Genomic DNA, 19,608 nt, shown 5'->3' with positions numbered 1-19,608 from the left:
TTTATAAGCTTAGACACACTTGAACCCATTGTAAATCGCCGCCTCAACGCGAAGCAGGCGGTCCAGCGCGAACACGCCCATCATGGTGAAAGCCAGGGCAATTTTCAGCAAGGCGCCGAACAGCAGGCCCAGCGTTGCCTCCACACCCGCTCGGGCCGCGGCCATTGGCCGGCCGAGCCGATCAGCCCGCTGGACATTCAGGAAAGTGGTGTGGCCGGGATGCGGATCGGCCGGGCACGCCAGGGATGTGCGCGAAGCCAGGAACCCCAACCCCCACCGGGAAAGGCGTCACATCCTGTATTTCCGGTTCATTGGATCAGGTTCAATTTGGGTGAATGAGAAGCCGGGCTTCTGGAAGTTGCCGTTCAGCATGTGGTGTCGGTGCATCACGAGCAAGACACACCTGAACTGTGCGACACGTTGCGCAAGCTGATGAAGAAAATGCCCGTGATCAGGGCGGCCTGAGTCCAACGTAATGGGAAAGGGACGGTTCAGGCTGTCCTCTTGGCAGGGCCGGGGGACAGGCGAAGCCCCTATGCGCCCATGATCCGCTTCAGCCCCTGGAAGGGGGCAGGCTGACAACGACTGCGCCGCCCTCTTTCCTTTCCACCGCCAGCATGCCTTTTTTGTGCGCGTCGTCGAGGATCTTGCCAAACGCGCTGTAGCCGTATTCCGACTCGCTGAAGCCCGGATGGACCCGCTTGATGGTGCTCTTGATCAGCGACGCCGAAATGGCGCCTTCGCCGCCGCGCTCTGCCATCAACTGCTCCAGCGTGCTCACCACGATTTCAATCGCCTGGTTCTTCTTGTCCTCGGCGCTCGGCTCGGCTTTTTCCGCAACCCGGTTCTTGCCGTCTGCTACCTTTTCCGTCACCGGCCGGGCTCGCCGCCGGGTCGGACTCGCCGTCTTGGCCGCGCCGGCGGCGATTTCCTTCACCGCCGGGGCAGGCGCGGCCACTTTCCTGGCGGGGGATTTCGGCGCTTTGGCCTGCACCAGGTCTTCATAAAAAATAAACTCGTCGCAGTTGGCGATCAGCAGCGACGACGCCGAGCCGCGCACACCGATTCCGATCACGCTCTTGCCGTTTTCCTTGAGCTTGGAGATCAGCGGCGAAAAATCGGAATCCCCGCTGATGATGACGAAGGCATCGATATGCGTCTTGGTGTAGCAGAGGTCGAGCGCATCCACCACCATGCGGATGTCCGCCGAGTTCTTGCCCGACTGCCGCAGATGCGGGATCTCGATCAGCTCGAACGCCGCCTCGTGCATGTCCCGCTTGTATTCCTTGTAGCGGTCCCAGTCGCAGTAAGCCTTCTTCACCACAATGCTGCCCTTGAGCAGCAAACGCTCGAGAATGGGGCGAATCTTGAAATCGGGATAGTTGCCTTCTTTCAGGCCGATGGCCACGTTTTCAAAATCGCAAAACACGGCAAAGTTGTGAGTATCCGGTATGGCCATCGTTATTCCCCTTGGGTGTTGATCGGTACTGCTAGTGTCAGGTCTTGTCGGCCAAACCTCTGGCCAGCAAGTCGGCGACGGTTTCATTGATGCCCGCCTGGCGGGCATCTGCAAGAGCGTGAATTTTCTTAACCAATTCGCCATCGAGCTTGACGGCAAACGCAACCAGGCCCTGTGCCTGCTCGAGCTTGCGCTGCTCGCGCCGGGACACGACCGCGCCGGCCGCACTGCCAAAGCGATCCGGCGTGCCGGCTTGTTTCATCTGGCCGGTAATTTTCAGGCCTTCGTTTTTGTCGAGATCGGATTTCTTCATGGAGTTTCCTGGATTGCCTGGATTAAGGATGTTCGATGGATTGTGCCATCAACGGGCTGCCGGCGGGTGCTGCTCCAAGGGCCGTGACGTATTTCAATCGATTTGCGGGAGGACGTCCTCGCCGCAAGTTTCGCGCTACTGCGATGCCATGGCTTCGGCCGGGGGCGGGCCGCAAGCGGGCAATTGTCGGCAGTGTTGCCGGACTGCACAGACAGCCGGAATCCGAATGAGGCGTAATGGCCGGCGGCCTGAAAATTATTTCTTAGCGGACCAAAAAAGTGGGCGGTTGCCCGCCCACAAATTCCAGACTACCGCCTGATCACTCAGGATTGATGGCGATGATGGTCGTGGCCCCGATGACGGCCAGGCATCGCCTCGGCATCGAACACGCCTTGCTGCGCGGGGGTCAGCTGGGCATAGAAGGCCTTGGTCGCCTGACTGCGCTCAATCATCCTGGCGCGACGCTGCTCCGACATGGCCAGCATCTTGTCCAGGCGCTGCGGCGTGTTCAGCTTTGCAAACTCGGCCTGCATGGCCTGCCTGTCCACGCCCTGGCGCATTCCTGGCTGAGCGGCGCCGGCAAAGGCATCCCATGCAGCCTCTTGCGCTGGCGTGAGATCGAGCTTTTCCTTCAGCCCGGACAGGCGCTTGGCACGCTGTTCTTGCCACTTGCCGTCGAGCTTTTGCCCCTGCCTGGCTTCGCATCCCGTCTTGCCTTCCGCCCCTCCGGCAGGCATCGCGAAAGACGAGGCCGCCAGAATGCCGCCGCCCGCGATCAAGCCCACCATCAGGGCGCGTTTGGCAAAAGAACCTTGAATCGATTTCATTACGAATCTCCTTCAGAAATGTTGAAAAAAACTGCCGGCCCGGTACAGGCAAGGCATGGAACGTATTCTGAAGAAGAGATGTATCCCCGTGATGTCGAGTACCCGCAAAAATGTAACGGGTTGTATCCGAATATAACCGGAACCGTCAGCAAAACCCGGCAACGATGCAGGCGGGGCATGGTCCCAAAACCTTGCATTCGGGGCATTCATAACGAGTGGTTATGGGGAATGGACTGAAAAAATCGGGATTATTTACACCTGTCAGCGTCGGGCAGCCGAATCAAAAGCGTTCGATCGCATGACGTCTCGTCCAGGCCACTTTGTCTGAAGCATTTCAAGAAAATATCCCACCAATAAAACGCCTGGTTTGCCATCTGGATGCCGGCAAAAAAATGAACCGGGGTGCACGGCAGCAATAGCAGTTTCCCGGTCACCGATAGGTCCGCCTATCGTGCCTGATCCAGCCTGCGGGGTGGCGACCCTGTGGATCGTGATGCGTCCAGTGAATCACGCCACCTTTCGAATTCCATTCATACTCACCGTAAAAGGCCACCGTGTCTCCCGTACGTAGCCCGTCGATGCGCGGCGCCAGATCGATATTGTGCGATATCAGCAGCGTCCGTCCGGAATCCAGCCGAATGATGAAGCGCTGATGCCGGCTGCCGTCGTTGTCGTCCGCCAGCATTTTCACCACCGTTCCCTTCCCTTCAACCAGTTGGCTGCCAAGGCGGTTGGAGAAGGCGTTTTCGATGGCGGCATCGTTACTGTCACGCGCAGTCGAAGATACAGCGGGCAGGCCTGCTGCCTGACGGCTTTCCGGCGTGTCAGGGCCCGGGGCAAGCACGAAATAAGCGGCGGCAGCGAGTACCGCGATCGGCAGAAGCTTGTTCATTGGATCTCCCGGAAATCGTTATATTAGCCGCGAAGCCGGCCATGGGCAGGGGCGGCGAAGCTGCCTGCCGGAGATAGTCAGATGATCGATGGAACGACGGGCATCGCTCCTTCAGGCCGGCTGCCGCCAACATAGAGCGCTGCGATCAGGTCGGGCTGGGTGATCCTTTCCAGTAGCCACTGCTCGGCATTGACGATGGGGATATGGTGCAGACCGTGATCGGATAGCAGGGGCACCCGCTCCACGACATGCATATCCCCGGACGCCAGGCGATCTCCCTCATCTTGCGTTGGCAGGCATGCCGGCCCGGCGGTAGAACCTGTCTCCGTTAAAAGACAAGAAAATGTCCATTCCTACAATGAGTTGCTTGTTATGCCCTATTTTGTGTCGCCGGGAGGCGACGAAATAAAGACGTCCCACAACCATAAATTTCAATCAAGCCAATGAAAAACAAGAGAAATGCTGTTCTGGCATGGCATGTGCTTTGAGGTGTTGGCTTGTAAAAACAAAAACCGCCCATCCAAACCTCTATGCACAAAAGGAGTATCGCAAATGAAGCACCATGCCCAGCATACCCGCAACAAACTCTTGACCGTGCTCATGGCCGGTGTGGCCGTCGTTGGCTTTGCCATGGCAGTCACGACTGCCACCGCTGCGGAACTCGGCGCCAACCCCATTGTCAGCGCTGGTGTTCAGGCCCGCAATTATGTGGCTATGCACATGAGCACCACCGGCAGTGCCTTCCACAACGCCCTGGGGCAGAGCTGGGAGACACGGGGCGCAGACCGCATCGTCGAACGCTTGGACACGAGCGGCAATGGGCGGGAGCAATCGACTGCGCCTGGCTCCGAGGTCGTCGGCAAGACCGTTGCATCAGCCAAGCGGGGGATGCGCTGAAGCCCCCTCTAGCGCCCTGTCGCCGCAAGGCGTCGAGTCTGGGTGCATGCCGATTCGAAATCGGCCTTATCGGTTGGAGGGTAGGCCTCTTCAAAAAATTGGCTGCCCGCTATGCGGAGGAACATCTGCATGCATCGAATAGAAAGCGTTGGCTCACCCATGAATGATGAAAGTGTCATGGCTCGTTCATGGAAAGACTGCATATACCAGCAGCGCGGCGAGCTGGCGCGTATGCTGCGAGAACCGCTGGGGCAATTGGCCGAGCATTGCGCACCGGCATGGGGCAATTGCGAAGCGCTGGATGCGGTTCTCTCGGAGCACTTCTCCAGCATTCCACATTGTTCGTCCCTGTATTGCGTGGAAAGCGACGGGATACAAATTTGCAACAATATCGGCCCGGAAGGGGTCGTGCCAGAACACCTCGGACGCGACCGCTCGCAGCGCCCGTATATGCAGGAAGCGGTCCCGTCATGGGGGTTTCTGCTCTCGGATGCTTACATCGGCCTGAGTGAACACCGGCCCTCGCTCACGGCGCTCCAGGTCGTGAGCCGGGATTCCCAGACCTTGGGCTACCTCGGTGCCAACTTCGATTTGCGCAATCTGCCGGTGACGTCTGAACTCTACGAAGAGCCGGGCGATTGGCGCCAGGTGAAGGGCGATCCGGCGATCCGCGGCACAGTGTTTCAGCAAAGCCGGGTGGAAAACCCAATGGATCGCAATCTGGAACAGGCCTTGTCCATCCTTGAAGAACTGATGACGGAGCGCGGCGTATTTCAATGCCAAATCCATTTTTCCAGCAGCCTGGCTACCATCTGGACGCTGGACGATCCCTTGCGTTATCGCATCCTGGATCACGAGACCCTGGGCGATCCCGATATCTGCCTGATCTATCCGCCGCGCACCTATCCGCCCGATGCCGCAATCGCACCGGCAGAAATCGGCCGCATCCTGAGAACCCTGCAGGCCTTGCGCCTCACCGATCAGACGATCTACCTGCGCATGGCTTCAATCAACATTTTCAACGGTATGGTGAGCGTGACCTTTTCCTGCGATGGCTCGCACTATATGCCGCACGGCGAGTTCCTGGCGAAGGACACGTCGTTTTGGTTCTGATCCAGCCAACGCCAGCCATTATCAAAACGCGTAGCGTTTGCTAGGGAAGCGCTGATTAATTCGATATGGCCGTCATTGCGAGCGCAGCGAAGCGCGGCGGGAAGCAATCCAGCGTATCGATCAAGCGGGCATTTCTGGATTTCCCTAAAGGACTCCGATCCACTATGGGCTGAAGCCCATGTGGAATCGTATGCCACGTCGCTGCGCGCCTCGCAATGAAATTAATCAGCGGTTCCTTAGTGGGCGCGTTCATGGCATCGCTCCTTCAGACCGGCCGCCGCCAGCGTAGGTGCTGCGATCAGGTCGGACTGGGGGGCCATGCCCACTAGCCGCTGCTCGGCGTTGACGATGGGGATATGGTGCAGACCGTGATCGGATAGCAGGGGCGCCAACTCCACGATATTCATATCCTTGGGTGCCGTGACTGCAGGCGTGGCCATGATCTGGCTGACGACTTCCGGCTTTGCCGAGGTAACGCCAGGCGTACGGCGGATGAACTTGACCAGCTTTCCTCGAAGGTTTCGTAGGCCTTGAGGTTGGCGCGCTTGAGAAAATCCACCCGCGAGATGATGCCGATCACGCGCCGCGCCTTGTCCACAACCGGGATGGCGCCGATCTTGTGGGGCGCAGTTGCGTCCAAGCTTCTTCCAGTTCCGTGCCGAAATCGACCGAGATGACGTCGCGCACATGATGTCGCCACAGGTGATCTCTCCCATCTTGCGCTGGTGGGCATACATGCCGGCCCGGCGGTAGATCTGCTTCAGATCGGCTTTGCCGACGTCGAGATACGCATCCATGTCGCGCAAAGCCTGGTGCAAATCGCTCTTGTCGATGCCAATGCGGTCGAGCGGCTTGGGGGCGTCGTGCCGATGCTTCGTGTCCCGGGCGGATAAGCGCGAGCGGATAGCGGCGCCCGAACAGATTGTTGATGACCAGTGCCATGACCAGCATCAGCAGGGCATTGAGCCCAACCGGTTCGAGCACGAAGGAAAAGTCGCTGGCGATCAGGTACCCGCCGATCAGCGGCCAGAGCTGGGTGAGTGGGTTATGGGGCGCGGCGAACAGCAGCTCCGCCGAAGCGCCCATGGAAGTGACCATGATATGCAGCCCACTGCCCTGCAGAAACTGGCTGCCGACCAGGCCGACGGCCAGCGTGGCGAAAAAGGCGCCCAGGATGGCGCGCAATTTCTCGCCTATGCTCAGGGCGTGGACTCGGCAATCAGCCAGGGAAAAAATTTAGTCCGCGTCATTACGTGCTTGAGTTGTCCTGTCGGCGCATATTATCTTAAGCAGTATTTGGCGGTCGTCAGTACGGCCGCACACTTACAGGCAGAATAGCTGCCGGGGCAGTTTCCACCGTCGCAGCAAGCGTCCCGGCTGCCGAAGCTAAATCTTGATGTAAACAGGCAGGGTGCCAGCCACCCTACCGTCTTTACGGTCCCATGCTCACCTTGGGCGGATTGAGCCGATATGTAGCTCCTGCTGGCAAACACATAACAAATCTTTCGAGGAGCGCTGGATGGTCAAGGAAACCTTTCTCGCACGTCAACCCATCGTCGATGCCGAGCATCGCCTGTTCGCCTACGAGCTCCTGTTCAGGCAATCGCTGGTTTCCGTCTCGGCCCAGATCACCAGTCAGCTGCAAGCCGGCGTCGAGGTCATCAGCAACACCCTCTGTCTCGGACCCGACTGGCTGCTACACGGCAAGCTCGCCTTCATCAATCTGGACGAAGCCACCTTGATGAGTGACTTCGTCTGCCTGCTCCCGCCCCACTGCGTCGTCTACGAAATCCTCGAGACCGTACCGGTCACCCCGGTGCTGATCGCCCGTATCCAGGAACTGCGGCAGCTCGACTACCGCTTTGCCCTGGATGATTTCGTCTGCCTGGAGGAGTACCGCCCGCTACTGCCGATGGTCGACTTCGTGAAGCTCGACGTGCTTGAGCAGCCTCCCGAAAAGACCGAGGAAATCATCGCGCACATCCGGCTCAACTTTACCGGTCAGTTCATCGCCGAAAAAGTCGAAACCCGCGAGATGTTCGACCTCTGCCGCGACAGCGGCATCCAGTATTTCCAAGGCTATTATTTCGCCCGCCCGGAGAATCTCGCCAACAAGGCCATCCAGCCGGGTCAGCTGGCGGTTCTTGACCTGATGAACAAAGTTCGGGTCTGCGAAGACCTGGGCGAGATTGAAGAACCGTTGCGCCGCAATGCCGCCCTGACCCTGCGCCTGTTGCGCTACGCCAATTCCGCCGCCTTGGGCCTGCGGCAGCAAGTCCACACCGTGCGCCAGGCCCTGACCCAGATTGGACTGAAGACGCTTTATCGCTGGCTGGCGCTGCTCCTGGTCACCGCCAACCCGACGCCAACCAACGCCCTGCTGGCGCGGACAGCCGTCACGCGCGGGCGCCTGTGCGAACTGCTCGGCCAAACCCGGCTCAACCACGAGGCGCAGGACGAGCTGTTCATGACCGGGCTGTTTTCCCTGGCCGAACCGCTGCTGGGCGTCCCGCTCGCCTATCTGCTCGAACAGTTGCCCATGCCCGACCCCATCGTTCAGGCCCTGGTCCACCAGACCGGGCCCTATGCGCCCTTTCTCAAACTCGCCGAAGCGTCGGAGCGCGGCGATTTCGGGCAAATCACCCGCTACGCCGCTGACATCGCCTCCAGCCCGGAAGAGATCAACCTGGTCCAGCTGCAATCGCTTGCCTGGACCGAGGAGCTCGTCAGCGAAGTGGCGCCGACAGCCGAGCCTGACACGCCGGCAGCCGTGTCGCGTTAATTCGGGCCCGGCTCCTTCAGTCCGCTCGCCTTCCCCACCCGATACGCTGCCAGCAGGGCCGCCCCCAAGTCCGGATCTGCGTCCAGGTCGCGCGCACCCAGCATCTGCTGCGCGATGGCCCTGACAACTTGCCAGTCCTGTTCCCCGCGTCGCTCCTGCTCGAATCGAGTCCAGTCGAACCGGCCATTGCGGCAGCTTCGCGCCGCGACATTCGTGCCATCCGAGAACTCGATCTCGTGCGTCGCCAGCACTTCATACAGATACGAGTAGGGATCGATCCCCGCCGCCCTGGCTAGAAGCCGGTGGAAATCGGGCGCCTCGCCAGACGCGTCGAGACATCCATCCAGGTCGATGACGGAATCGAGTTCGTAAGTCTCTCCCTTGAACGAGAGGGGCAGTCGGGCGCGGACAGTGTTGTTGCTCATATCGATCGATACTAAAGAAGGGTTTACTCCGATTTACGAGGAGGCCGGGGCAGGTGGATCGATCAATGATCCCATTTTTTACCGGGTAAATGGTTGGAAGAGGTGGTGCGCTGCTCTGAGGATATTCGGCATAATGCACAACCCGTGTCCTTCACCCATCGGCTCCGCGACGCGGCGGCCGATTCATTCAGTAAACAGAACCATGCTTCCTTCCATAGAACACCGACTCGCCGCTGAGATCGCGGCCAAACCTGTGCAAGTTATCGCGGCCATTGCCTTGCTCGACGAGGGGGCGACGGTGCCGTTCATCTCGCGCTATCGCAAGGAGGCAACGGGTGGCCTGGACGACACGCAGCTGCGCCTTCTGGAAGACCGGCTGCGCTATCTGCGCGAGCTGGAAGACCGCCGCGCGGCCATTATCCAGTCGATCAGCGAGCAGAACAAGATGACACCCGAACTGCTGACGGCGATCTCGCTGGCGGCGGACAAGACGCATCTGGAAGACCTCTACCTGCCCTACAAGCAGAAGCGCCGCACCAAGGTGCAGATCGCGCAGGAGGCCGGGCTGGAACCGCTGGCCAACGCCCTGCTGGCGAACCCGATGCTCAATCCCGACGAGGAAGCGGCCAAATTCCTGCACGAGCCCTTCACCACCGAGCAGGGCGACAACCCCGGCGTGGCGGACGCCAAGTCCGCGCTCGACGGCGCGCGGCAGATCCTGATGGAACGCTTTTCCGAAGATGCGCCCCTGCTGCAATGGCTGCGTGACTACGTGCAGGAACACGGCATCGTCGAATCGAAAGTGCGCGACGGCAAGGAAACCGCAGCGGAAAAGTATGCCGACTACTTCGATTATTCAGAATCCATCAACACCATCCCCTCGCACCGCGCGCTGGCGCTGTTCCGCGGACGGCGCGAGGACCTGCTCGACGTGCGGCTGCGCCTCGACAGTGAGGAAGAGCGGCCGGGCTGGAGCGCACCGCACAATCCCTGCGAGGCGCGCATCGCCGGCCGCTTCGGCATCCAGAACCAGAACCGTCCTGCCGACCGCTGGCTGATGGACACGGTGCGCTTCACCTGGCGCGTGAAGAGCTTCATGCACCTGGAACTGGAGCTGATGGGCGCGCTGCGCGACCGCGCCGAGACCGACGCCATCCACGTGTTCGCGCGCAATCTCAAGGCCCTGCTGCTGGCCGCGCCGGCCGGGCCGCGCGTCACGATGGGGCTCGACCCCGGCATCCGCACCGGCGTGAAAGTGGCGGTGACGGACGAAACCGGCAAGGTGCTGGATACCGCCACCATCTACCCGCACCCGCCGCGCAACGACTGGGACGGTTCGCTGCACACGCTGGCCAGGCTGGCCGAGCAGCACCGGGTTACGGTGATCTCGATCGGCAACGGCACCGCTTCGCGCGAGACCGACAAGCTGGCGCGCAACCTCATCAAGCTGCGCCCCGAACTGCGGCTGACCAGCGTGGTGGTGTCCGAGGCGGGTGCGTCGGTGTATTCCGCGTCCGAATTCGCCTCGCGCGAATTGCCCGAACTGGATGTCTCGCTGCGCGGCGCGGTATCCATCGCGCGCCGCCTGCAGGACCCGCTAGCCGAGCTGGTGAAGATCGATCCCAAATCCATCGGCGTCGGCCAATACCAGCACGACGTCAGCCAATTCCAGCTGGCACGCTCGCTCGATGCGGTGGTGGAAGACTGCGTCAACGCCGTCGGCGTCGACGTCAACACGGCGTCGGTGCCTTTGCTCGCGCGCGTTTCCGGCCTCTCCAACAGCGTGGCGCAAGCCATCGTCACCCACCGCGAGACCCAGGGCCGGTTCGCCAGCCGCGCGCAACTGCTCGACGTGCCGCGCCTGGGCGCAAAGACCTTCGAGCAGGCGGCGGGCTTTTTGCGCATCATGGACGGCGACGATCCGCTCGACGCCTCCGCCGTCCACCCCGAATCCTATCCGCTGGTGCAAGCGATCCTCGCCGACATCAAGCAGGACCTCAAAGCCGTGATCGGCAACGGAAGCCTCTTGAAGTCACTCGATCCGGCGAAATACCGGGACGAGAAATTCGGCATCCCCACCATCACAGACATTCTCAAGGAACTCGAAAAACCCGGTCGTGACCCGCGCCCCGAATTCACCACCGCGACCTTCAGAGAAGGCGTGGAAAAACTGTCCGACTTGACGCCCGACATGATCCTGGAAGGCATCGTCACCAACGTCGCCGCGTTCGGCGCGTTCGTCGACATCGGCGTGCATCAGGACGGCCTGGTCCACATCTCGGCGCTGTCCAACAACTTCGTCAAAGACCCGCACAGCGTAGTCAAGGCCGGACAGATCGTGAAGGTCAAAGTGCTGGAAGTGGACGAGAAGCGCAAGCGCATCGCGCTGACAATGCGGCTGAGCGATGCGGCGGAGAAGACGGGCGAGAAGCCACCCGCGGCCCCGCGTCCGCCGCGCGACCCACGCGCTCAGGGCAAACCGGCGGGCGGCAAACCGAACGGTGCGCCCGCTTCAGCGACGATGGGGGGCGCGATGGCGGCGGCGTTCTCGAAGTTGAAGGGGTGAGGCCGGTTTGCCGGTCTGAATTTAATTCGAGCCCTGCCCCTTTACCGCCCCCGCTTGCGGGCCATCCGCCTTGAATGCTTCGTGGAAGGCGACGGCGCCCTGCGGAGTTTGTCCGTCGAAAGACAGCGCGAAGAAGACCTCCTGCAGCACGCCCTCAAGCACAAGTCCCGGCATGTTTTTGAACCCGAATTTCCGGTAGTAATCCGGATGTCCAACGAGACAACATCCTTGCGCATTCATGGCTTTCAGCCGTGCCAGCCCTTCCCGTATCAGGGCTTTGCCAACGCCTTGCCGCTGGTACGCCGGCAACACCGAAACAGGTCCAAGGCCGTACCAGTTCCGGGTGCCATCCGAAATGGTCACGGGCGAGAACGCAATATGCCCGATCACACGGCCCTCCATTTCTGCGACGAGCGATAGCGTGAGGGCCCCGGCGGCGCGTAGTGCCGCGATGATGAACTGCTCCGTGTGATTGCTGATCTCCAGGGTCTTGAACGCGGCGACGGTCACGTCGGTGATCGCGCTCACATCGGCATCGGTTTCGCCCCTGATAACGATCTTCGGATTCATGGCGTTGTTGTTTCTCTTTTTTGCGGGTCAACGTTTAAGAAAGCAATCGGATAAACGAAGCCTGGCGTGGCGCTTGGAGCGGCGATCAGCGACAGCGCGACGTTGAGCGATGGTGGCACAGGCGGCGGTGCGCCGACAGGGACGATTCCCTTCAACGTGTATGGCCCCAATGACGCGACTTGCACCGGTGCGGCAATCTTTACGTCGCCAGTGGCAGTCAACGGCAACGGTTTCTATGCGTCCTTGCCTTTCACACCTTCGCTAATTGGCACCTATCGCTGGATCGCCAACTACGGCGGTGATTCAAACAATTCGCCGACGACAAATGTTTGCAACGCCCCAATCGAGCGCATGGCAAAAACTGCTGCCCCACCCCCGCAGGCATCCCCACACTTTCCGAGTGGGCGATGATTCTGCTGGCATCCCTCCTGGCTATCGTGGGATTTGCAGCGATGCGCAGGCAGGCAAATAAAGTGGCTACATAAACCCCGGGGGCGCGCATAAGCGCCCCTTTTTGTTTGTATGTATGCACATGGCTACGATTTTAAGCTACATAATTGGTCAAATCGCCTACTGCACGGGGGCAACGCCATGAACGATCAGATTTACACCAGCACTAAACCAGAGCACGTTGAGTCCCATATTGCTGAAGCAAACTCCTGGTTCAGGCGATGTAATCGTGGCTTGCTGACATGCGTAGGATTCATTGTGTTTTTTCTGGCTTCCGCTCCGGCACTGGCCGTAGTGGCGGTAGCCCCGACACTTGGTGCGGCGGAGCAGTTCGGGGCTCTCGGTAACTCGGAGGTAACCGGTTCGACCCTTCCCGGTACGGTGGTCAACGGCAATGTTGGTTCTGCTCCAACGGTTCCCACGATCACTAATTTTCCCCCTTCGACCGTGCCAGCGCCTTTTGTTCTATACACGGCAGCCGATCCGGTCACGGCACAGGCTCATACTGATGCCGCAACTGCCTATGGTTTTCTGGCGGGGCAGGGGCTGGGCACTCCGTTGGGCAACACTCTCGATAACCTCACGCTTACTCCAGGCCTTTATTCGTCTGGCGCGGCAGACCTGGGGGCTTCGACAACCTTGACGCTCAACGACCCCAGCCCCGGTAAGACGGGTATCTTTGTATTCAACGTCGCGAGCTCGCTGATTATGAATGTCGGTTCGGTGGTGACCGGCACCGCGAACCCGTGCAACGTGTACTGGCGGGTCGGCTCATTCGCGACGCTCAATGGCAACTCCTTCATGGGAACCGTGATCGCGGACACGAGCATCACAGTGGGTGGGGGTAACGTGTCCGGGCGTGTGCTGGCGGGAGCCGTTACTGCAACCGGTATCGTGACGATGTCTACCGGTGGCAACACGATCGGTGGGTGCAGCGCCCCCGTCCTGCCGCCCACGCTGGGCAAGGCCTTCAGCCCGGCCACCATCAATGCGGGCGGAGTCTCGACGCTTACCATCACCCTGAGCAATCCCGATGCTGCGATCGCCACCCTGAGCGCCGCGCTCACCGACACCTTGCCAAGCGGAGTGGTGATCGCGCCCGCCCCGGCTGCCGCCACCACCTGCGGCGGCGGCGGCGCGGTGACCGCCATCGCCGGTGCAGGCACGGTAGCGTTGTCGTCCGGCAGCACGATCCCGGCCGCCGGCAGTTGCACGGTCACGGTAAACGTGACCGCCGCCACCGGCGGCTCCTACATCAACACGCTGCCCGCCGGCGCCCTGGCGACCAGCAACGGCAACAACGCGGCGGCGGCCATCGCCACCCTGACCGTCGTCTCCCCCGTCCTGCCGCCCACGCTGGGCAAGACCTTCAGTCCGGCCACCATCAATGCGGGCGGAGTCTCGACGCTTACCATCACCCTGAGCAATCCCGATGCTGCGATCGCCACCCTGAGCGCCGCGCTCACCGACACCTTGCCAAGCGGGGTGGTGATCGCCCCCGCCCCGGCTGCCGCCACCACCTGCGGCGGCGGCGGCGCGGTGACCGCCATCGCCGGTGCAGGCACGGTAGCGTTGTCGTCCGGCAGCACGATCCCGGCCGCCGGCAGTTGCACGGTCACGGTAAACGTGACCGCCGCCACCGGCGGCTCCTACATCAACACGCTGCCCGCCGGCGCCCTGGCGACCAGCAACGGCAACAACGCGGCGGCGGCCATCGCCACCCTGACCGTCGTCTCCCCCGTCCTGCCGCCCACGCTGGGCAAGACCTTCAGTCCGGCCACCATCAATGCGGGCGGAGTCTCGACGCTTACCATCACCCTGAGCAATCCCGATGCTGCGATCGCCACCCTGAGCGCCGCGCTCACCGACACCTTGCCAAGCGGGGTGGTGATCGCGCCCGCCCCGGCTGCCGCCACCACCTGCGGCGGCGGCGGCGCGGTGACCGCCATCGCCGGTGCAGGCACGGTAGCGTTGTCGTCCGGCAGCACGATCCCGGCCGCCGGCAGTTGCACGGTCACGGTAAACGTGACCGCCGCCACCGGCGGCTCCTACATCAACACGCTGCCCGCCGGCGCCCTGGCGACCAGCAACGGCAACAACGCGGCGGCGGCCATCGCCACCCTGACCGTCGTCTCCCCCGTCCTGCCGCCCACGCTGGGCAAGGCCTTCAGCCCGGCCACCATCAATGCGGGCGGAGTCTCGACGCTTACCATCACCCTGAGCAATCCCGATGCTGCGATCGCCACCCTGAGCGCCGCGCTCACCGACACCTTGCCAAGCGGGGTGGTGATCGCCCCCGCCCCGGCTGCCGCCACCACCTGCGGCGGCGGCGCGGTGACCGCCATCGCCGGTGCAGGCACGGTAGCGTTGTCGTCCGGCAGCACGATCCCGGCCGCCGGCAGTTGCACGGTCACGGTAAACGTGACCGCCGCCACCGGCGGCTCCTACATCAACACGCTGCCCGCCGGCGCCCTGGCGACCAGCAACGGCAACAACGCGGCGGCGGCCATCGCCACCCTGACCGTCCCGGCAATCGCGATTACAACGCTCACAACACAGGCTTCATCCGGCGTGACGCTCGGAGGGGCAATCAGCGACATCGCGACGTTGAGCGGCGGCATCGCTCCAACAGGGACGATCACCTTCAACTTGTATGGCCCCAACGATACGTTGTGTGCCGGCGCGGCGATCTTTACATCGCCAGTGGCAGTTAGTGGCAACGGCAACTATTCGTCCGCGCCTTTCACGCCTGTGGCGATCGGCACCTATCGCTGGGTTGCCAACTACGGTGGTGATTCAAATAATTTGCCGACGGCAAATGGCTGCAACGCCTTGAACGAAAGCGTGAACGTGACTGCTGTCCTGCCTTCAGCTGCCACAGGCATCCCCACGCTCTCCGAGTGGGCAATGATCATGCTTGCCATGCTCCTGGCTATCGTGGGTTTTGCGGCGATGCGCAGGCAGGCGAGGTAAACAAACTAAAGGGGTGCCGGGCGCAAGCCTCGCGGCGAACCTGGACCGCCAAAGCGGACGGCAAACTGCGTCCGCTGGGCATCGCCGCCATAGAAGACAAGATCATGCAGCAAGCAGTCGTAAAAGTACTCAGCGCGATCTACGAGGAAGAGTTCCTCGGCTTCTCGTATGGATTTCGGCCAGGGCGAAAAAAAAGGGTAATGGGGTCAGACTAAACTGACCCCATTTATTCGCCCAATTTATTGCGTCAGGGCAAGCCGGCGGGCGAAAAACCGACCGCCACGCCCAGCGCCCGCGCCCGCAACTGCCCGCAACCGCCCTCCACGTCCTGCCCTGCGGAGTGGCGCAGCTTGGTGAGCACGCCGCGCCGGTGCAGGCTGCGCGCCATCGCGGCCGCGCGCTCCCAGCTCGGGCGCTGGTAGTCGAAGCCCTCGACGCCCTCGACGCTGTTGTAGGGAATCAGGTTCATCACCGCGAACTTTCCGGCCAGCAGTCGTGCGATCCCGTCCAGCTCGGCATCGGTATCGTTGATCCCTTCGAGCAGCGTCCACTGGATCTGGATCGGGTAGCCGGTGCGGCGGGCATAGGCCTCGCCCAATTCGACGAGTTCGGCCGGCGCAATGTCGGGCGCCCTGGGCAGCAGGCGCCGGCGCAGCTCGGCGTCGGTGGTGTGCAGGGAGAGCGCCAGCGCAGGCTTCACCGTGGACTGTGGCAGGCGCTCAAACACGCGCCGGTCGCCGACGGCCGAAAAGACCAGATTCTTGTGGCCGATGCCGCCTTCCACACCGAGCAGCTCGATCGCCTCCAGCACGTTGTCCAGATTGTGGGCCGGCTCCCCCATGCCCATGAACACGACCTTCTTCACCGGGCGGCGGCTGCGGGCCAGCACCACCTGGGCGACGATCTCCGCGCTGGAGAGCTGGCGCAGCAAGCCGGCGCGGCCGGTCATGCAGAACACGCACCCCACCGCACAGCCGACCTGGGTGGACACGCACACGCCGTCGCGCGGCAGCAGCACGCTTTCCACCGTCTGGCCATCCGCCAGCTCCACTAGCAATCGGGCCGAGCCGTCCTCGCCGGCGTGCTCGGAATGCACCCGCGCCAGGCCGCGCAATTCATCGAACAGGCCAGGCAGCGCATCGCGCACCGCCAGCGGCAGGAAGTCTTCGGCGCGCCGCCGCTTGGTGTCGAGCGAGCGCCCCTGAACCCACGCCCGCAGCACGCGCCCCTCATGACAGGGGGCAGCGCCCAGATCGCGTAGACGTTGTCGGAGTTGAGGGAATCGCATGGCGGGGTGGAGGGTAGCACGGGGGCTGCGGGGCGGCCCGGGCGTCAGCGGCCGTTTATTCACGCAAGGCCTGGCCACGAAGTCGTGAATCCGGTTGACCAATCGCCCAATTTATCGTTGCTACAGTGAATGTATTCACGAACGAAGGCGGTACGGCCATGCAATCTTGCAGGGTCATGCCGTCCCACCAACCCGCAAAGGAGAGAACCATGGGATTCTTCAGCAAAATTCTCGCGAAGCTCGGCATCGGCAGCGACAAGGTAGCCGCCGCCCCGGCACCCACCACCATACCTGGGGCCACGGGTGCGCCACCGCCGAAGCCGGTCGCGCTCGTCGACGTCGTCGCGCAACTGGAGCAGCGCGCAGCAGCAAACCCGCAGAAACTGAGCTGGCGGACCTCCATCGTCGACCTGCTGAAACTTCTCGATATCGACAGCAGCTTTGCAGCACGCAAGGAACTGGCAACGGAACTGGGCTGCCCGGCCGACCTGATGGGCGATTCGGCGAAGATGAACATGTGGCTGCACAAGACCGTGCTCGCGCAAATCGCCGCCAACGGCGGCAATGTGCCCAAGGAGCTGCTGGACTAAACAGGCTGCGCCCCCTTACGGAGCAACCGTCCCGACGGGACATAATTTTGACGGTTTCGCCGGACAATAGTCATTCTATTGCCCAAGAAAGCGGCGAAATATGAACCGGCCAGGCGGATTTGCAGCCGATTTCCTTCAAGTCCGACAGGCTCCTAGATGCCGAAATGTGAACGAACTTTCACTTCCAGCAATTGCCGGGCGGCGTCCTCGCCACATCCGGCAAGACGGTCGAACACCTCTTGTGCAATGGTCCGAAAGGCAGCCATCACCTCCGGATCGAAGTGGCTGCCGGTATCCTTCTCCAGAATCTCCATGGCCGAGTCCAGGCCCATCGGCTCCTTGTACGGGCGCTTCGAGCAGAGCGCATCGAACACGTCGGCCACCGCAAACACCCGCGCTGCAAGCGGGATGTCCTGACCTGACAGCCGTCGCGGGTAACCGGAGCCGTCCCATTTCTCATGATGGCCGGCAACGACGGCACTCGCGCCGTCGAGCCAGCCTATCCCGGTGACGATCTCTTCCCCTTGCTGCACATGGGTGCGCATGGTGTTGAGTTCGTCGGCATCCAGCTTGCCGGGCTTCAGAAGAATGGCATCCGGGATGCCGATCTTGCCGACATCGTGAAGGAAGCTCCCGGCGATCAGCGATTGCATCGCCTTGTCGCGCATCCCCAGGCGTTCGGCGATGCGTGCGGCGATCCAGGCCACGCGGTAATTGTGGGCGCCGGTATCGGAATCGCGTTTGGCGATGGCGCGGCCCAGCGCCTCCATCATCGAGATGTGCGAATCCAGCACCTCGCGGGCCTTCTGCTCGTTTTCCGCCGAAAGGCGAATGACCACCGGATAAATGGCGCCGCCGCAGAGCAGCGAGGCCAGGCCCACCATCAGCGCGGCGCTCAGCGCATCGTCGAGCATCTGCTGGTGCTGCCATTCGGAGACGACCCGCACCCCTTCGAAATATCCGGTGATCCTGGCCGCCCCCTGGGTGTCCGACCTTTCCTGCAGTGGCACGAATACACGCAATATCCAGCGGTCGCCTTCCAGTTTCAGGCTTTCGTAAGAGGCTTCGCTGTATTGCGGACGGCCATGCTTGGACAGCAACGGCTCAATGATTTGGCCATCCTGGGTCATCGACTCGGCGAGTTTGTTGCCATCGCGGTCATACACCTCGGCGATGTCGAACAGGCCGCCAGTGATCGTCCCTGCCGCCTGGCTGGCGTACTCCCTTGCATCCGGCCCGCTTAGTGCAATCGCATCGAAATGCCGCAGCAGGCGCCGCGACTCCTCCATCGCCAGCGCAACCGTGCTTTCCTCGGCGTTTTCCCGGGCGATAAACCAGGCGATCGGGCTGGCCACAATGGCGAGCAACAGGCTGACTGCAGAAATCCTGACAGCTGTACGCTTGTTGAATGAATTCACATGCCCCCTTGCATTCGCTTGTTGTTATTGCGCGTAAGCATAATCGATCCGGTCGCCAGAGCGATAAGGGGTCAGTATGAACTGACCCCTCTGGTTCGCCTCTGGTTCGCCAGCCTATTGGGCAACCTGCTGGCGCTGGTACTCCCTTCGTTTCATGTCGAGGTAATCGTTCCAGTCTACTTCATGCAGTTGGCGGGCGTATTGTTCAGCGCTGTGATACCACTTCTGCAATCGTTTCTCCAACTGATCCTCGGGCGATGTGGTCAACGCGTTAAAATAGGCATCGATAGCCAAGTAATAGCGCATGGTATTGCGTTCCACCACGCCGCGAACCCTTTTGATATAAACAGGGCGACTATTGGGCAGTGTTTCGGTGACGGTAAACCCGACCTTATCCCTGCCGATTGTTGCCAGATAGACTTGCATCGCAAGACGGCCAATCAAACCAAACTCATAGGCATAGGTGACATGTAGAAAGGTGTGCCCATCATCAAGTGATGTGGCTTCAATCCAGATACGATAGTCATGGGTGCTCAAGGGTCCGTCATCCGCATTGAGTTCCAGTGCGAAATACTCCGGCGTCGTGACGACCGCTCGATAGTTGAAATCGAGACGATAGGCATCTTCCAGTGGCTGAAAGAATTTTCTTCCGATATTGACAGTAAGGACCGTGCCGTCCGCGCGTCTGGAAGCATTACAGTATTTGACGTTGATGTGCAGTATCAGCACATCACACCAATGCGCAGGGTTGTTGAGCGCCCCGTTAACGATGTTAAAAGGGTAATCGACCACGGCGTAGATTTCGCCCTTCAAATCGGTCGAAGATTGCGAAGAATCAAGATAGAGCGCCCGTTGAAACGCGTTATTGCGCAGCTGCTCGCCCAATTCCGCGTACTTCGCGCGTAGCGGTTCGACGGATATGTCTGATACGGCAGCAAAGGACTTCCCGCTTGCAAGCCATACTCCGCAGGCAAGCACAAGCATCAACATCCATAGCGACGGCCTTGCCTTGAATGCCTGGCTAAAACGCATAGGCACATCCTCT

At 61.3% G+C, this 19,608-nt stretch carries 19 protein-coding genes and 1 pseudogene; 7 read left to right on the top strand and 13 right to left on the bottom strand.

Translation table 11 applies throughout. From position 1 onward, the window contains the following. Nucleotides 1–9 precede the first annotated feature (9 nt). The 6 genes from ACZ41T_RS12985 to ACZ41T_RS12960 all read right to left on the bottom strand — a co-directional run bounded on the left by ACZ41T_RS12985 (nt 10) and on the right by ACZ41T_RS12960 (nt 3,745). Nucleotides 10–270, bottom strand: coding sequence for a hypothetical protein (locus tag ACZ41T_RS12985; RefSeq protein ID WP_464921801.1), 261 nt, complete (start codon nt 268–270; stop codon nt 10–12). A 283-nt stretch (nt 271–553) separates the two neighbouring features. Beyond that, a complete protein-coding gene (locus ACZ41T_RS12980; RefSeq protein ID WP_464921800.1) occupies nt 554–1,459 on the bottom strand; it encodes an NYN domain-containing protein in 906 nt (301 codons plus the stop codon). 37 nt (nt 1,460–1,496) lie between these two features. Further along, a complete protein-coding gene (locus ACZ41T_RS12975; RefSeq protein ID WP_464921799.1) occupies nt 1,497–1,772 on the bottom strand; it encodes a hypothetical protein in 276 nt (91 codons plus the stop codon). Between the two features lie 323 nt (nt 1,773–2,095). Next, complete coding sequence (locus ACZ41T_RS12970) at nt 2,096–2,599, bottom strand: Spy/CpxP family protein refolding chaperone (protein WP_464921798.1); 504 nt, start codon at nt 2,597–2,599, stop codon at nt 2,096–2,098. Between the two features lie 430 nt (nt 2,600–3,029). Beyond that, on the bottom strand, nt 3,030–3,491 hold the full coding sequence (locus tag ACZ41T_RS12965; protein WP_464921797.1) for a DUF3465 domain-containing protein: 462 nt from the start codon (nt 3,489–3,491) through the stop codon (nt 3,030–3,032). Nucleotides 3,492–3,568: 77 nt separating this feature from the next. Then, entirely contained in the window at nt 3,569–3,745 is a 177-nt protein-coding gene (locus ACZ41T_RS12960; RefSeq protein WP_464921796.1) for a hypothetical protein, read from the bottom strand. Between the two features lie 298 nt (nt 3,746–4,043). On the opposite strand from ACZ41T_RS12960, the gene ACZ41T_RS12955 reads away from it, so the two are divergent. Continuing rightward, nucleotides 4,044–4,388 carry a hypothetical protein gene (locus ACZ41T_RS12955; RefSeq protein WP_464921795.1) on the top strand — a complete coding sequence of 115 codons (345 nt, stop codon included), beginning with the start codon at nt 4,044–4,046 and terminating at the stop codon, nt 4,386–4,388. A gap of 159 nt (nt 4,389–4,547) precedes the next feature. After that, a complete protein-coding gene (locus tag ACZ41T_RS12950; protein WP_464921794.1) occupies nt 4,548–5,501 on the top strand; it encodes a PDC sensor domain-containing protein in 954 nt (317 codons plus the stop codon). A 236-nt stretch (nt 5,502–5,737) separates the two neighbouring features. On the opposite strand, the gene ACZ41T_RS12945 is transcribed toward ACZ41T_RS12950, so the two are convergent. Continuing rightward, a complete protein-coding gene (locus tag ACZ41T_RS12945; RefSeq protein ID WP_464921793.1) occupies nt 5,738–6,298 on the bottom strand; it encodes a CBS domain-containing protein in 561 nt (186 codons plus the stop codon). A 259-nt stretch (nt 6,299–6,557) separates the two neighbouring features. After that, a pseudogene (locus tag ACZ41T_RS12940) lies at nt 6,558–6,686 on the bottom strand (hypothetical protein); the annotation flags it as partial. Between the two features lie 334 nt (nt 6,687–7,020). Here ACZ41T_RS12940 and ACZ41T_RS12935 point away from each other — a divergent pair. After that, nucleotides 7,021–8,283: an EAL and HDOD domain-containing protein gene (locus tag ACZ41T_RS12935; protein WP_464921792.1), complete on the top strand. Its 1,263-nt coding sequence runs from the start codon at nt 7,021–7,023 to the stop codon at nt 8,281–8,283. On the opposite strand, the gene ACZ41T_RS12930 is transcribed toward ACZ41T_RS12935, so the two are convergent. After that, a complete protein-coding gene (locus ACZ41T_RS12930; RefSeq protein ID WP_464921791.1) occupies nt 8,280–8,708 on the bottom strand; it encodes a hypothetical protein in 429 nt (142 codons plus the stop codon). The two genes, ACZ41T_RS12935 and ACZ41T_RS12930, sit on opposite strands and share 4 nt — an antisense overlap. Before the next feature lie 202 nt (nt 8,709–8,910). On the opposite strand from ACZ41T_RS12930, the gene ACZ41T_RS12925 reads away from it, so the two are divergent. Beyond that, complete coding sequence (locus tag ACZ41T_RS12925; RefSeq protein ID WP_464921790.1) at nt 8,911–11,274, top strand: Tex family protein; 2,364 nt, start codon at nt 8,911–8,913, stop codon at nt 11,272–11,274. Nucleotides 11,275–11,295: 21 nt separating this feature from the next. Here ACZ41T_RS12925 and ACZ41T_RS12920 read toward each other — a convergent pair whose 3' ends face one another. After that, nucleotides 11,296–11,844, bottom strand: coding sequence for a GNAT family N-acetyltransferase (locus ACZ41T_RS12920; RefSeq protein WP_464921789.1), 549 nt, complete (start codon nt 11,842–11,844; stop codon nt 11,296–11,298). 407 nt (nt 11,845–12,251) lie between these two features. Here ACZ41T_RS12920 and ACZ41T_RS12915 point away from each other — a divergent pair, with 407 nt between their 5' ends. After that, nucleotides 12,252–12,329 carry a hypothetical protein gene (locus tag ACZ41T_RS12915; protein WP_464923974.1) on the top strand — a complete coding sequence of 26 codons (78 nt, stop codon included), beginning with the start codon at nt 12,252–12,254 and terminating at the stop codon, nt 12,327–12,329. A gap of 37 nt (nt 12,330–12,366) precedes the next feature. Beyond that, a complete protein-coding gene (locus ACZ41T_RS12910) occupies nt 12,367–15,267 on the top strand; it encodes an IPTL-CTERM sorting domain-containing protein (protein ID WP_464921788.1) in 2,901 nt (966 codons plus the stop codon). A gap of 247 nt (nt 15,268–15,514) precedes the next feature. On the opposite strand, the gene ACZ41T_RS12905 is transcribed toward ACZ41T_RS12910, so the two are convergent. Continuing rightward, a complete protein-coding gene (locus ACZ41T_RS12905) occupies nt 15,515–16,555 on the bottom strand; it encodes an RNA methyltransferase (RefSeq protein WP_464921787.1) in 1,041 nt (346 codons plus the stop codon). Between the two features lie 209 nt (nt 16,556–16,764). Here ACZ41T_RS12905 and ACZ41T_RS12900 point away from each other — a divergent pair, with 209 nt between their 5' ends. After that, on the top strand, nt 16,765–17,145 hold the full coding sequence (locus ACZ41T_RS12900; RefSeq protein WP_464921786.1) for a DUF3597 domain-containing protein: 381 nt from the start codon (nt 16,765–16,767) through the stop codon (nt 17,143–17,145). A 152-nt stretch (nt 17,146–17,297) separates the two neighbouring features. Here the strand turns inward: ACZ41T_RS12900 and ACZ41T_RS12895 are convergent, their stop codons facing one another. Next, entirely contained in the window at nt 17,298–18,563 is a 1,266-nt protein-coding gene (locus ACZ41T_RS12895; RefSeq protein WP_464921785.1) for an HD-GYP domain-containing protein, read from the bottom strand. Between the two features lie 114 nt (nt 18,564–18,677). Beyond that, nucleotides 18,678–19,595: a hypothetical protein gene (locus tag ACZ41T_RS12890; protein ID WP_464921784.1), complete on the bottom strand. Its 918-nt coding sequence runs from the start codon at nt 19,593–19,595 to the stop codon at nt 18,678–18,680. Nucleotides 19,596–19,608 lie beyond the last annotated feature (13 nt).

This window comes from Thiobacillus thiophilus (assembly GCF_055378705.1).
Note: the sequence above shows the minus strand (reverse complement) of the source record. Positions and strands in the feature narration are given on the sequence as shown.